The sequence below is a fragment of the Oerskovia sp. NPDC060338 genome (genome assembly GCF_042726295.1).
Taxonomy (GTDB): domain Bacteria; phylum Actinomycetota; class Actinomycetes; order Actinomycetales; family Cellulomonadaceae; genus Oerskovia; species Oerskovia merdavium.
Window position 1 is genome coordinate 1 of record NZ_JBHXCQ010000008.1, and the last position, 13,373, is coordinate 13,373.

Here is a 13,373-nt window from a genome sequence, read left to right on the forward strand (position 1 = left end):
TACGGTGACCGTCCCCAGTCTTCCGGCTCTGGCGAGCGTCGCTCCTACGGTGACCGTCCCCAGTCTTCCGGCTCTGGCGAGCGTCGCTCCTACGGCGACCGTCCCCAGTCCTCGGGCTCTGGCGAGCGTCGCTCCTACGGCGACCGTCCCCAGTCTTCCGGCTCTGGCGAGCGTCGCTCCTACGGCGACCGTCCCCAGTCCTCGGGCTCTGGCGAGCGTCGCTCCTACGGTGACCGCCCTCAGTCCGGTGGTGGTGAGCGCAAGAGCTACAGCGACCGTCCCCAGACCGGTGGTGGTGAGCGCAAGAGCTACAGCGACCGTCCCCAGACCGGTGGTGGTGAGCGCAAGAGCTACGGCGACCGCCCCCAGACCGGTGGCGGCGAGCGCAAGAGCTACAGCGACCGCCCCCAGACCGGTGGCGGCGAGCGCAAGAGCTACGGCGACCGCCCCCAGACCGGTGGCGGCGAGCGCAAGAGCTACGGCGACCGCCCCCAGACCGGTGGCGGCGAGCGCAAGAGCTACGGCGACCGCCCGCAGCGTTCGACCGATCAGGGAGAGCGTCAGTCGCGTCCTCCGCAGGACCAGCGTCACGCGGGCCCGGAGATCGACGAAGCGGTGCAGTTCTCGGACCTCGACCGTGACGTGCGGGGCCGTCTGCGCACCCTGAGCAAGGAGAACGCGACGGTCGTCGGACGCCACCTGGTCATGGCCGGGAAGCTGATCGACACGGACCCCGAGCTCGCCTACGAGCACGCTCAGGCTGCCGTCCGCCGAGCAGGCCGCGTCGACGTGGTCCGTGAGGCCGCCGGCCTGACGGCCTACCAGACGGGCCGGTACGCCGAGGCGCTGCGTGAGCTGCGCACCGTTCGCCGCCTCAACGGTTCCTCGGAGCACCTCCCGATCATGGCCGACTGCGAGCGTGGGCTCGAGCGCCCCGAGCGCGCCCTGGCCCTTGCTGCATCGGAGGAGGCGAGCACGCTCGACGCGCACGGCCGCACCGAGCTCGCGCTCGTCGTGAGCGGCGCACGTGCCGACCTCGGTGAGTTCGAGGCTGCTCTGGCCGTCCTCGACCAGATCCCCGCTGCCGAGGCGCAGGGAGACCTCGCACTGCGAGTCCTCCAGGCGCGCGCGAGCGTCCTCGAGGCCGCAGGTCGTCTCGACGAGGCCGCCGCGATCCTCGCGGACGTCGACCCCCGTGCACTCGCCGCGGCACTCGGCACGTCGCTCGACGACGAGGTCGTCGTGTACGACCTGAGCGAGGACGCCGTCGAGCTCGACGAGGACGAGACCGAAGAGGACTCTGACGAGGCCGATGCCGCGCCGTCCGACGAGGACGAGACCGACGGGTCGGACTCCGACGCCCCCGACACCGAGGCCGCGCCCACGGACGAGACGGACGCTGCGGCGTCGGGCACGGAGAACGACGAGGAGACCAAGTGAGCCTGGGGCTGATCGCGAGCGACATCCCGCTCGCAGAACGCTACGACCTGGCCCTCGTCGACCTCGACGGCGTCGCCTACCGCGGGCACGAGCCCATCCCGAACGCCGCTACCGGCCTCGGGGGGGCCCGTGCCGCGGGCATGCGCCTCGTCTTCGTGACGAACAACGCGTCGCGCGAGCCGCAGTCGGTCGCCTCCCAGCTCACCGAGCTGGACATCCCCACGTCCTCGGACGAGGTGATGACGGCCGCCCAGGCCGCCGCAGCGCTCCTGCGGACCCGGCTGGAGCCCGGGGCTCGCGTCCTGGTCGTCGGCGGAGCGGGTCTCTTCACGGCCGTGCACGACGCGGGCTTCGTGATCGTCGAGAGCGCGGACGAGGAGCCCGTCGCGGTCGCGCAGGGCTTCGCGCCCGAGCTCGGCTGGGCGCAGCTCGCCGAGGCCGCGTACGCGATCCAGCGAGGAGCCTGGCACGTCGCGAGCAACCTCGACCTGTCGCTCCCCACGGCCCGTGGCTTCGCGCCCGGCAACGGTTCGCTCGTGCGTGCCGTGCAGGCCGCCACGGGTGTCGAGCCGTCGAGCGCGGGCAAGCCCTCGCCGACCATGTACCACCTCGCGGTCGAGCGGGCAGGGGCCTCGTCGCCCCTCGTCGTCGGTGACCGTCTGGACACCGACCTCGCCGGCGCGCGCTCGGGCGGGTACCCGGGCCTGCACGTCCTGACCGGCGTCAACGGGGGCCGCGACGCGGTCCTCGCCGAGCCCGGACTGCGCCCGCACTACATCGGTGCCGACCTCCTGAGCCTCCTGGTGCCCCACGAGGCGCCGGTCCAGGCCGCCGAGGGTTGGTGGACGTGCGGGGAGTCCGCCGCGCGAGCGACCGAGGGTGTGCTCGAGCTGACCGGACCTCAGGGCGTCGACCTGATCCGTGCCGCGTGCGGCGCGGCATGGGCGACGGTCGACGCGGGGGGATCGGTGGATGCCGACAGCGTGCCCGATCTCGCTGTCGGTAACGCCTGAGATCCTGTCCTGACCGGTAGCGTTGCACCGGTGCGGTGACCGCGCGGCTCTCAGCCGCGCACCACGGCACCGGTGCGACGCACCCGACCCCTGGACACGGACTGGAGGAACACGCATGGCGCAGGACACCGTCGACGACGGCGCTCCCACCCCGACCCCCGTCCCCACCCCCGGAGACGTGCGGACCGGCGTGACGGCGTCGGGCGGCGAACCCACCGACGACGCGGTCACCGCGGCCCTCGGCCGGCTCGACGAGCTGACCGACGCGCCCCTCGAGCACCACGTCACCGTCTTCGACGCGATCCACGAGGCCCTGCAGGTCCGCCTCGCGGACGCGGAGGACTGAGCGTGAGCGCACGCGTGGACGCCGAGCTCGTCCGCCGGGGCCTCGCCCGCTCACGCGGGCGCGCCGCCGAGCTGATCGGCGCAGGGCGCGTCAGCCTCGACGGACGCGTCGTGGCCAAGGCCTCCCTGCCCGTGCGACCCGACCAGGAGATCCACGTCGACCCCGACCCGGCCGACCAGGGGTACGCGTCCCGTGCCGCGTTCAAGCTGGCCGGCGCCCTCGACGCGATCCGTGCTCGGACGCCCGAGCAGGCTCCCCGCATCGAGGGGGCCCTGGGGCTCGACCTCGGAGCCTCGACCGGGGGATTCACCGACGTCCTGCTGCGCCGTGGTGCGCGCGGGGTCGTGGCCGTCGACGTCGGGCACGACCAGCTCGTCCCCGCGCTGCGCGACGACCCGCGTGTCACCGTCCGCGAGGGCTTCAACGTCCGAGACCTGACCCCGGCGGACCTCGACGTGACGCCCGACGTCGTCGTCGCGGACCTGTCCTTCATCTCGCTGCGGCTCGTGCTGCCCCCCGTGGCGAGGGTCGTCGGACCCGGCACCGACCTGCTCCTCATGGTCAAGCCGCAGTTCGAGGTCGGCCGCGACCGCCTGGGCACCGGGGGAGTGGTCCGCGACCCGGCGCTGCACGCGCGCGCCGTGCTCGACGTCGCGCTCGACGCCGCCCGCCTGGGCCTGCGCCCGCTCGGCGTGATCCCGAGCCCGCTGCCCGGCCCCAGCGGCAATCGCGAGTTCTTCCTGTGGCTGCGCCCCGAACCGCAAGCAGGGGACCGGCCGAGGAGCACTCACCAGGACCTCCGCCCCGCCGGGCTCGAGAGCGCGATCGAACGTGCCGTCCGCTCGCCGCTCGGCGAGCAGCCCCTCGTCGCGCTGGTCGATGAACCTGCCGGCGAACCGGAGGGCGCCCGGTCCGTCGACCTGACAGACTCGCTCGCAGTGCCCGACGACCAGGCTGCGCCGCGCGACCACGCAGGACGGCGCGACCAGGCACCGTCGCGCGTCGGCGAGACCGACCACCTGGGCCGTGCCGTCGGCACGGACCCGCACCGATCGACCGGAGGAGCCCTGTGACCAGGAGAGTGCTGATCGTCACGCACGGTGGACGACCCGAGGCGGTCGTCGCGCTGCACGAGGCGGTCAAGGAGCTCCAGGACGCGGGCTTCGAGGTCGGGCTGCACGACGACGACCTCGCCGAGACGTTCGGCGACCACATGGCCCAGCTCCGCACGCGCGAGGGCGTCGCCGAGTCCGAGGTCGTCATGGTCCTGGGCGGTGACGGCACCATCCTGCGAGCGGCCGAGCTCACGCACGGAACGGGCGTCCCGCTGCTCGGCGTGAACCTCGGGCACGTCGGCTTCCTCGCCGAGGCCGAGCGCGAGGGCCTGCACGCCGCCGTCCAGCGCCTGGCCGCGCACGACTACGTGGTCGAGGAGCGCGGTGTCCTCGAGGTCCGGGTCACGCTCCCCGGCGAGGACGAGCCGCGCGTCGGCTGGGCCCTCAACGAGGCCACGGTCGAGAAGGCGTCCCGCGAACGCATGATCGAGGTCGCGATCGGCGTCGACGGTCGTCCGCTGTCCTCGTTCGGCTGCGACGGCGTCGTCATGTCCACCGCGACCGGGTCCACGGCGCACGCGTTCTCGGCCGGTGGCCCCATCGTGTGGCCCGACGTCGACGCCATGCTGCTCGTGCCCCTCGCGGCGCACGCGCTGTTCGCCCGCCCGCTCGTCGTGGGTCCCTCGTCGACGTTCGCGCTCGAGCTGCTGCAACGCTCCGCGGGCCCGGGGGTCCTCACGTGCGACGGACGCCGGCGCATCGACCTGCCTGCGGGCTCGCGCGTCGAGGTCCGGCGCGGCGACTCGCCGATCCGGCTCGCCCGCCTGAGCACGGCGCCGTTCACCGACCGGCTCGTCTCCAAGTTCTCCCTGCCGGTCGTCGGGTGGCGAGGACGCGTGGCCGAGGACGCGGCCGAGGCGGCCCGCGTCGCACGCCAGGCGGCGACCGCCGCCGTGGACGCCGCGAAGCGACCCGACGGCGGACGCCCGACCGCACCCGACCCGAAGGGGGAGTGACCGTGCTCGAGGAGATCTCGATCGAGAACCTGGGCGTGATCCGTTCCGCCCGCGTCCCCCTGCACCCTGGGCTGACCGTGATCACGGGTGAGACGGGCGCAGGCAAGACGATGGTCCTGACCGGCCTCGGCCTCCTCATGGGCGGCAAGGCCGACCCGTCGACCGTCCGCCCCGGCGCGACCGGTTCCGTGGTCGAGGGGCGCCTGCGCGTGAGCGGGCGCGACGCCGTCGGGCAGCGGATCGACGAGGCCGGCGGCAGCGTCGACGACGACGGGACCGTCGTGGTCCTGCGCACCGTCGCGGCCGAGGGCCGCTCGCGGGCGCACCTGGGCGGCCGCAGCGTGCCCCAGGGCGTGCTCGCGGAGATCGCCGACGACCTCGTGACCGTCCACGGGCAGGCCGACCAGCTGCGCCTGCGGACCCCGAGCCACCAGCGCGCGGCCCTCGACGCGTTCGCGGGCCACGCGCACGCCGCGCTCCTCGACGAGTACCGCGCCGCGTGGACCGAGCGCAGCGGGCTCCTGGAGGAGATCGCCGACCTGACCACGCGCGCCCAGGAACGCGCGCGCGAGTCCGAGCTGCTGCGCTTCGGGCTCGCCGAGATCGAGCGGGTCGACCCCCAGCCGGGCGAGGACGCCGACCTCACCGCGCTCGTCGCCCGCCTCGGCAACGCCGAGGAGCTGCGTCTCGGGGCGCAGGCCGCGCACGACGCGATCGTCAGCGACGACGCGCTCGACGGGGGCGACGTCCCCGGTGACGCGAGCTCCGCCGTCGAGCGCGCACGCCGCGCGCTCGAGGCCGCGAGCCAGCTCGACCCGAGCCTCGCCGGGCTCGTCGAGAGGATCGCCGGGGTCGGGTACGCACTCGCGGACATCGCGACCGAGGTCTCGGGCTACGTCGAGGACCTCCAGGCGGACCCCGGGGGTCTCGAGCAGGCGCACACGCGCCTGGCCGCGCTGAGCGCCCTGACCCGGAACTACGGCGAGACGATCGACGACGTCCTGGCCTGGGCCAGCGACGCCGGGCTGCGCCTGCTGGACCTCGACGACGGCGGTGAGCGCCTGCGCTCGATGACCGAGCGCGCCGACGAGCTCACGGCCCTGCTGTCCGCGCTGGGCGCGCGCATCACCGCGTCGCGCACCGCGTCGGGCGTGCGGCTCGCGCACGCCGTGACCGAGGAGCTCGCCGGCCTGGCCATGAGCGGCTCGCGGCTCGAGGTCGACGTGACGCCCGCCGACGAGCCCGGCCCGTGGGGCGCCGACGTCGTGACGCTCTCGCTCGTCCCGCACCCGGGCTCGCCGCCGCGCCCGCTCGGCAAGGGGGCCTCGGGCGGTGAGCTCTCACGCGTCATGCTCGCGATCGAGGTCGCGCTCGCCACGTCGGGTGCCGACGCAGGGACGGACGCTGCCGCGCCGCTCCCCACCTTCGTCTTCGACGAGGTCGACGCGGGGGTCGGCGGGCGCGCCGCGGTCGAGGTCGGTCGACGGCTCGCCTCGCTCGCGCGGTCCGCGCAGGTGATCGTCGTGACGCACCTCGCGCAGGTGGCCGCGTTCGCCGACTCGCAGCTCGTCGTGACCAAGTCGCACGGCGGGGACGGAGCCGATCCCGTCACAGTCACGGGCGTGCACGAGGTCACGGGCGAGGAGCGCGTCCGCGAGCTGGCGCGCATGCTCTCCGGCCAGGACGAGTCGGACGCCGCACGGCAGCACGCGCTCGAACTGCTCGAGTCCTCGGTCGTGGGACGATAGCCGCGATGAGAATCAGTCTGCGCAGATCCACGTCCGACGTGACGGAGCCGGGAACCAGCGGCCCCGCACGAGTCGATGCCCGCACCAAGGCGCTCACCAAGAGGCTCAAGCCCGGTGACGTCGCCGTCATCGACCACCTCGACATCGACCGCGTCGCGGCGGACGCCCTGGTCACCGCCAAGCCCCTCGCGGTGCTCAACGCGGCGAAGTCGATCTCCGGGCGCTACCCGAACCTCGGCCCGGAGATCCTCGTCGACGCCGGGATCATCCTCATCGACGACCTCGGCAGCGGCATCATGAGCATCTCCGACGGGCGCGAGCTGCGCCTCGAGGACGGCAAGGTGTTCGCGGGCGAGGACCTGCTCGCAGAGGGCGTCCGCCAGACCTCCGAGACCATCGCGGTCAGCCTCGAGGAGGCGCGCGCGGGGCTCTCCGAGGAGATCGAGCGCTTCGCCGAGAACACCATGGACTACATGCGGCGCGAGCGTGAGCTCCTGCTCGACGGCGTAGGCGTGCCGGACATCCGCACCGTGATCGAGGGCCGTCAGGTCCTGATCGTCGTGCGCGGCTACCACTACCGCGAGGACCTCGCGACGCTGCGCCCGTACATCAAGGAGTACCGTCCGATCCTGATCGGCGTGGACGGCGGCGCGGACGCCATCATCGACGCGGGCTGGAAGCCCGACATGATCGTGGGCGACATGGACTCCGTCTCGGACCGCGCGCTCGCGTGCGGTGCCGAGATCGTGGTGCACGCCTACCGCGACGGCAAGGCTCCCGGCCTCGAGCGCGTCCAGGCGCTCGGCGTCGAGCCCGTGGTCTTCCCGGCGACGGGCACGAGCGAGGACATCGCGATGCTCATGGCCGACGACAAGGGGGCCGAGCTGATCGTCGCGGTCGGCACGCACGCGACGCTCGTCGAGTTCCTCGACAAGGGCCGTTCGGGCATGGCCAGCACGTTCCTCACGCGCCTGCGCGTGGGCGGCAAGCTCGTCGACGCCAAGGGCGTCTCACGCCTGTACCAGCACCGGATCTCCAACCTGCAGCTGACCCTGCTCTCGCTCGCCGGGCTCTTCGCCGTGATCATGGCGATGTGGTCCACGGCCGCAGGGCAGACGGTCTTCGGCATCATCGGTGCCCGCTTCGACGACTTCACCTCGTGGATCGGCGCACTGTTCGGGGGCGCATGAGCCCCGGACCGTACGCACCCACCACCTCCCTGACGCGCGCCGCCCGCACGTCGCCCCGCACGGACACGAAGGACGCAACAGCACAGTGATCGACTTCAGGTACCACATCGTCTCGTTGATCTCGGTCTTCCTGGCGCTGGCGGTCGGGATCATCCTGGGCGCCGGACCGCTGCAGGGCGCGATCGGCGACCAGCTGACCGGGCAGGTCGAGCAGCTGCGCCTCGAGCGCAACGAGCTGCGCGACCAGCTCGACGCGACGAACCTCAAGGTCGCCGACGACCAGGAGTTCATCGTGGCCTCGGGCCCGCAGCTGGTCGCGGGCACGCTCCAGGACCGGCGCGTCGCCGTGGTGGACCTCGGCGACGTCGACGACGAGCGGTACGAGGCCGTGCAGGAGCAGCTCGAGGGCGCCGGCGCGAGCATCGTCGGGCACGTCCGGCTCGACGGTGCGTGGACCGACAAGAAGCAGGAGGACGCGCGCAAGGCGACGGCGACCGAGATCACCGACCTCGTGACGGGCGTCACGGAGTCCGGGACGGACGAGAAGCTGGCCGCCGGGCTCGCGACGTCCCTCACGGCCAAGCAGCTCGCCGCCCCCGAGGAGCGCACCCCCGAGGCGGTCCAGATCGAGCTCAAGCTCGCGCAGGCAGAGCTCATCGAGGTCGTCCAGGAGCAGGACGTCCCTGCGGACGTCGTCCTGCTCCTCGCGCCCGAGAGCAAGGTCGCCCCGACGACCGGCACGACCACCGGGACCGCGGACGAGAAGGCCGACACCTACGCGGTCTCGATCGAGGTCCTGCTCGCACAGGCCGCCCAGGCGCGCTCCGAGGGATCGCTCGTCGCAGGCTCGACACCCGTGCCGGGCGATCTGATCTCGACCATCACGGCCGACGCGGACCTCGCGGCCGTCCTGTCGACCGTGAGCGGCATCGAGGCCCCGGCCGGCCAGATCTCCGTCCCGCTCGCCCTCGCTGCCCGCATCGGCGACAAGGTGGGACAGTTCGGGTTCGAGGACGGCGCGACCGCCGTCATCCCGCCGTCCGTGCAGCTGCCCCCGGTCGACCGCACGCCCGCAGGAGCGCCCGACACGCCGCTCGGCACCGAGGGCACCGACGGGACCGACGGCGCCGGCACCACCGGCGAGACGGCCGAGGGCTGATCGATGGGCACCTTCCTCCGCGCCCTCGGCGCAGGCGTCGTGTCGGCCGTCGTGACGGGTGGGGCACGCAGCGTGCTCGACACGGTCTCGCCCGGCGGGCCCGAGCGGTGGACGCGCACGAACCACCGGGGAGAACCCATCAGCCTGCTCGAGGGCCCCGCGGTGGCCACGGGCCTCGTCGCGGGAGCTCTCGTCGCGGGACCCGACGCCCGCACCCGGACGGCGACCGCGCTCGCGACCGCCGGGGGCGGAGCGTTCGGCCTGGTCGACGACCTCGCGGAGGACACCTCGACGCGGACCAAGGGCATCAAGGGGCACGTCGGGGCACTCCTGAAGGGCCAGGTCACCACCGGTGGCCTGAAGGTCCTCGGGATCGGGACCACGTCGCTCGCCGCGGCCTTCGTCGGCACGCGCAGGACCGGGTCCACGCTCGGCTACCTGACCGACGTCGCGGTCAACGGCTCGATCGTGGCTCTGAGCGCCAACCTCTTCAACCTCCTCGACCTGCGTCCCGGGCGCGCGCTCAAGTCGGGGACGGCGCTCGCGCTGCCGCTCGCGCTGACGCCCGTGGGTGCGACCTCGGGCGCGGTGCTCGGTGCGGCCGCCGCGGCCGCGCCCGGTGACCTGAGCGAGCGCGACATGCTCGGCGACGGGGGAGCCAACGCACTGGGGGCGCTCGTGGGCACCCAGGTGGCGTTCGGGACGCCGCGGGCCGTGCGTCTCCTCGCGCTCGCCGGTGTCCTGGGCCTCAACGTCGCGAGCGAGAAGGTCAGCTTCTCGAAGGTCATCGACGGCAACTCGCTGCTGCGCCGGCTCGACCAGTGGGGGCGGCGTCCTGCGGCTCCCGCCGCCCGCCCGACGCCGCCGGCAACGTCCGGGGCATCGCCCGTCGGCGAGCCGTCGCCCGGTCAGGACGCACCAGCTTGAGCCAGGACGTGACGCCGGGCCAGGACAGCGCGCCCGCGCCACGCCCCACGCGCACCTCCCGGGTGCGTGCGGGTACGCAGACGCTCGCGGGCGCGGCCCTGATGATCACGGCCGTGACGATCGCGAGCCGGCTCGTGGGCTTCGCGCGCTCGCTCGTCATGGCGTGGGCTGTCGGCACCCCTGGTGTCGGCGCGGCCTACACGTCGGCCAACATCCTGCCCAACGTCCTGTTCGAGGTCGCAGCGGGCGGTGCGCTCGCGGGCGCGGTCGTGCCTCTGCTGGCGGGCCCCATCGCGCGAGGCGCCCGGGTCGACGTGTCGAAGATCGCGTCGGCACTGCTGGGCTGGACCCTCCTGGTCCTGGTACCCCTCGGTGCGCTGCTCGCGGCGCTCGCCTACCCGATCGCTCACGTCCTGATGGCGGCCAAGCACCCGGAGCTCGTCGACGTCACGGCGCTGTTCGTGCGCGTCTTCGCGCTGCAGATCCCCCTGTACGGGGTCGCGGTGATCCTCGGGGGGATCCTCCAGGCGCACAAGCGCTTCTTCTGGCAGGCGTTCGCGCCGCTCGTCTCGAGCGTCGTGGTCATCGTGGTGTACCTGGTGTTCGCGGGCATGGCGGACGGGAACCAGGCGGACGTCGCGGCACTGTCGACGAGCGCGATCGCCTGGCTGGGCTGGGGGACGACCCTGGGGGTCGCGGCGCTGGCACTGCCACTGGTCGTCCCTGTCGCCCGGACGGGGACGCGGCTGCGCCCGACCCTGCGCTTCCCCGGCGGGGAGGGCGTCCGGGCCCGCAACCTGGCCTTCGCCGGGGTGGGGGCGCTCGTCGCGCAGCAGGTGTCGGTGCTCGCGGCGATGTACGCGGCCAACAACTTCGGCCCGGAGGAGACGTTCCCGACGTACTTCTACGCGCAGCAGGTCTACCTGCTGCCGTACGCCGTGCTCGCGTTCCCGCTCGCCACGAGCGCGTTCCCGCGCCTGGCCGAGCACGTCGCGCAGGGGAGCCACGAGCTCTTCGGCAGGCTCCTGGCGTCGACGACGCGGACCATCCTCCTGGTCTCGGGCGTGGGGGTGGCGGCGCTCGTCGCCGCCTCGGCCGCGGTCGAGGCGGTCTTCGCCGTCGTCACCGACGGGTCCGTCGAGGGGCTGGGCGCGGCCACCGCCGCGATGGCGCCGGGCATCGTGGGCTTCGCACTGATCCTGCACCTCTCGCGTGCGCTCTACGTCCTGGACCGTCAGCGCGCGGCCGTCGTGGCGACAGCGACCGGCTGGGTGGTCGTCGCCGTGCTGGCCGTCGTGGGCCCGGCGACGCTCGGTGACGGCGACCAGGTGCGGGTGCTCGCGCTCCTGGGCGTGGCAACCGCGGTGGGCATGAGCGTCGCGGGCCTCCTGCTCCTGCTCGCGGTGCGCCGCCACTCCGGCCCCGAGGCGGTGCGCGGCGTGCCGCGCACCCTGGTCGTGCTGGTCGTGGGCGTGGCGCTCGGCGGCGCGGCAGGGCGGGGGCTCAGCACGGTCCTCCTGCCCGACGACGCGCACGTCGCGGTGGCGCTCGCCGTGGGCGTCGGGGTCGCGCTGGTCGCTGCGGCGCTCGTCGTCGGGCTGGCGCTCGTCGCCGACAGGTCCTCGGTCGTCGGGCTGGTGCGTCGTGGCCGGGGGAGCGCGCCGAAGGTCGCGGACCCGAGCTAGGACGTGGGAGCGCCGCGGGCATCTGGCGCTCGGACGGGTGGACGAGCACCCGACTGAGAGTCATCCCACGCTGGATCCGACGCGCCCCCGACGAGTCACTGTTAGCATGGAGTTCCGTGGCAGATCACCTGAACAGACCCCTCGCCGTCAACGGCGGCCGCTCGGACCACAGCACCCGGCACATCTTCGTGACCGGCGGCGTGGCCTCCTCTCTCGGTAAGGGGCTGACGGCCTCGAGCCTGGGTCGCTTGCTCCGATCCCGTGGCCTGCGCGTCACGATGCAGAAGCTCGACCCTTACCTCAACGTCGACCCCGGCACCATGAACCCGTTCCAGCACGGTGAGGTCTTCGTGACCGAGGACGGCGCCGAGACGGACCTCGACATCGGTCACTACGAGCGCTTCCTCGACGTCGAGCTCCCGGCCTCGTCCAACGTGACGACGGGCCAGGTCTACTCGCAGGTCATCGCCAAGGAGCGTCGCGGCGAGTACCTGGGCGACACGGTGCAGGTCATCCCGCACATCACCGACGAGATCAAGTCGCGCATGCGCGCTCAGGCGGGCGAGGACGTCGACGTGATCATCACGGAGATCGGCGGCACGGTCGGCGACATCGAGTCCCAGCCCTTCCTCGAGGCCGCCCGCCAGGTCCGCCACGAGCTGGGCCGCGACGACGTCTTCTTCCTGCACGTCTCCCTGGTGCCGTACATCGGCCCCTCGGGCGAGCTCAAGACCAAGCCCACGCAGCACTCGGTCGCGGCCCTGCGCTCGATCGGTATCCAGCCGGACGCGATCGTCCTGCGCGCGGACCGCGTGGTCCCCGAGCCCGTCAAGCGCAAGATCGCGCTCATGTGCGACGTGGACAACGAGGCCGTCGTCAACGCGATCGACGCCCCGAGCATCTACGACATCCCGCGCGTGCTGCACTCCGAGGGCCTCGATGCGTACGTCGTGCGCCGTCTGGGTCTCGCGTTCCGCGACGTGGACTGGGACGGGTGGTCGCAGCTCCTCGAGCGCGTCCACCAGCCCGAGCACCAGGTCGAGGTCGCGCTCGTCGGCAAGTACATCGACCTGCCCGACGCCTACCTGTCCGTGACCGAGGCCCTGCGTGCCGGCGGCTTCGCGAACGACGCCAAGGTCACGATCCGCTGGGTCCCGTCCGACGAGTGCCAGACGCCCGAGGGCGCCGAGGACGCGCTCGGCGGCGCCGACGCGATCCTGGTCCCTGGCGGGTTCGGGGTGCGCGGCATCGAGGGCAAGCTCGGCGCGCTGCGCTGGGCCCGCGAGAACCGGGTCCCGACGCTCGGCATCTGCCTGGGCCTGCAGTCGATGGTCATCGAGTACGCGCGCAACGTGCTCGGCATCGAGGACGCGTCGTCGAGCGAGTTCGACCCGGAGAGCAAGAACCCGGTCATCGCCACGATGGAGGAGCAGCTCGCGATCGTCGACGGCGCGGGCGACCTGGGCGGCACCATGCGTCTGGGCTCGTACGAGGCCGCGCTGACGCCGGGCTCCGTGGTCGCCACGACCTATGGCGCGGAGTCGGTGACCGAGCGCCACCGCCACCGTTACGAGGTCAACAACGCCTACCGCGCGCAGCTCGAGGAGGCCGGCCTGGTCATCTCCGGGACCTCGCCCGACTCGTCGCTCGTCGAGTTCGTCGAGCTCCCCAAGGACGTGCACCCGTACTACGTGAGCACCCAGGCGCACCCCGAGTTCAAGAGCCGTCCGACGCGTGCCCACCCGCTGTTCGCGGGACTGGTCGCGGCGGCGCTCGAGGCCCGGACGGCCTGAC

At 73.3% G+C, this 13,373-nt stretch carries 11 protein-coding genes; all 11 read left to right on the top strand.

What is annotated here, in order from left to right:
* A partial coding sequence (locus tag ACFWGN_RS10920) for a primosomal protein (RefSeq protein ID WP_377616868.1) occupies nt 1–1,440 on the top strand: 1,440 nt, incomplete at its 5' end.
* Nucleotides 1,437–2,453, top strand: a complete 1,017-nt coding sequence (locus ACFWGN_RS10925) for an HAD-IIA family hydrolase (RefSeq protein WP_377616869.1) — start codon at nt 1,437–1,439, stop codon at nt 2,451–2,453. The genes ACFWGN_RS10920 and ACFWGN_RS10925, both read left to right, overlap by 4 nt.
* 115 nt (nt 2,454–2,568) lie before the next feature.
* Nucleotides 2,569–2,799 (top strand): hypothetical protein, encoded by a 231-nt coding sequence (locus ACFWGN_RS10930; protein ID WP_191805916.1) that lies wholly within the window; start codon nt 2,569–2,571, stop codon nt 2,797–2,799.
* 2 nt (nt 2,800–2,801) lie between these two features.
* A complete protein-coding gene (locus ACFWGN_RS10935) occupies nt 2,802–3,872 on the top strand; it encodes a TlyA family RNA methyltransferase (protein ID WP_377616870.1) in 1,071 nt (356 codons plus the stop codon).
* Entirely contained in the window at nt 3,869–4,870 is a 1,002-nt protein-coding gene (locus tag ACFWGN_RS10940) for an NAD kinase (protein ID WP_377616871.1), read from the top strand. The genes ACFWGN_RS10935 and ACFWGN_RS10940 overlap by 4 nt, the downstream gene beginning before the upstream one ends.
* 2 nt (nt 4,871–4,872) lie before the next feature.
* The gene (recN, locus tag ACFWGN_RS10945; protein WP_377616872.1) at nt 4,873–6,618 is read left to right on the top strand and encodes a DNA repair protein RecN; all 1,746 of its coding nucleotides are present in this window, start codon (nt 4,873–4,875) and stop codon (nt 6,616–6,618) included.
* A 5-nt stretch (nt 6,619–6,623) separates the two neighbouring features.
* Nucleotides 6,624–7,808 (top strand): putative cytokinetic ring protein SteA, encoded by a 1,185-nt coding sequence (gene steA / locus ACFWGN_RS10950; protein WP_191805907.1) that lies wholly within the window; start codon nt 6,624–6,626, stop codon nt 7,806–7,808.
* A gap of 85 nt (nt 7,809–7,893) precedes the next feature.
* Complete coding sequence (locus tag ACFWGN_RS10955; RefSeq protein ID WP_377616873.1) at nt 7,894–8,967, top strand: copper transporter; 1,074 nt, start codon at nt 7,894–7,896, stop codon at nt 8,965–8,967.
* A 3-nt stretch (nt 8,968–8,970) separates the two neighbouring features.
* On the top strand, nt 8,971–9,894 hold the full coding sequence (locus tag ACFWGN_RS10960; RefSeq protein ID WP_377616874.1) for a hypothetical protein: 924 nt from the start codon (nt 8,971–8,973) through the stop codon (nt 9,892–9,894).
* Nucleotides 9,891–11,579, top strand: coding sequence for a murein biosynthesis integral membrane protein MurJ (murJ, locus tag ACFWGN_RS10965; RefSeq protein WP_377616875.1), 1,689 nt, complete (start codon nt 9,891–9,893; stop codon nt 11,577–11,579). The genes ACFWGN_RS10960 and murJ overlap by 4 nt, the downstream gene beginning before the upstream one ends.
* Nucleotides 11,580–11,695: 116 nt before the next feature.
* Entirely contained in the window at nt 11,696–13,372 is a 1,677-nt protein-coding gene (locus ACFWGN_RS10970) for a CTP synthase (protein ID WP_377616876.1), read from the top strand.
* Nucleotide 13,373 lies beyond the last annotated feature (1 nt).

What these genes read in the sequence shown, in the direction of transcription:
- steA (WP_191805907.1), top strand. Translation starts at nt 6,624, where the DNA reads ATGAGAATCAGTCTGCGCAGATCCACGTCCGACGTGACGGAGCCGGGA.
- ACFWGN_RS10960 (WP_377616874.1), top strand. Translation starts at nt 8,971, where the DNA reads ATGGGCACCTTCCTCCGCGCCCTCGGCGCAGGCGTCGTGTCGGCCGTC.
- ACFWGN_RS10930 (WP_191805916.1), top strand. Translation starts at nt 2,569, where the DNA reads ATGGCGCAGGACACCGTCGACGACGGCGCTCCCACCCCGACCCCCGTC.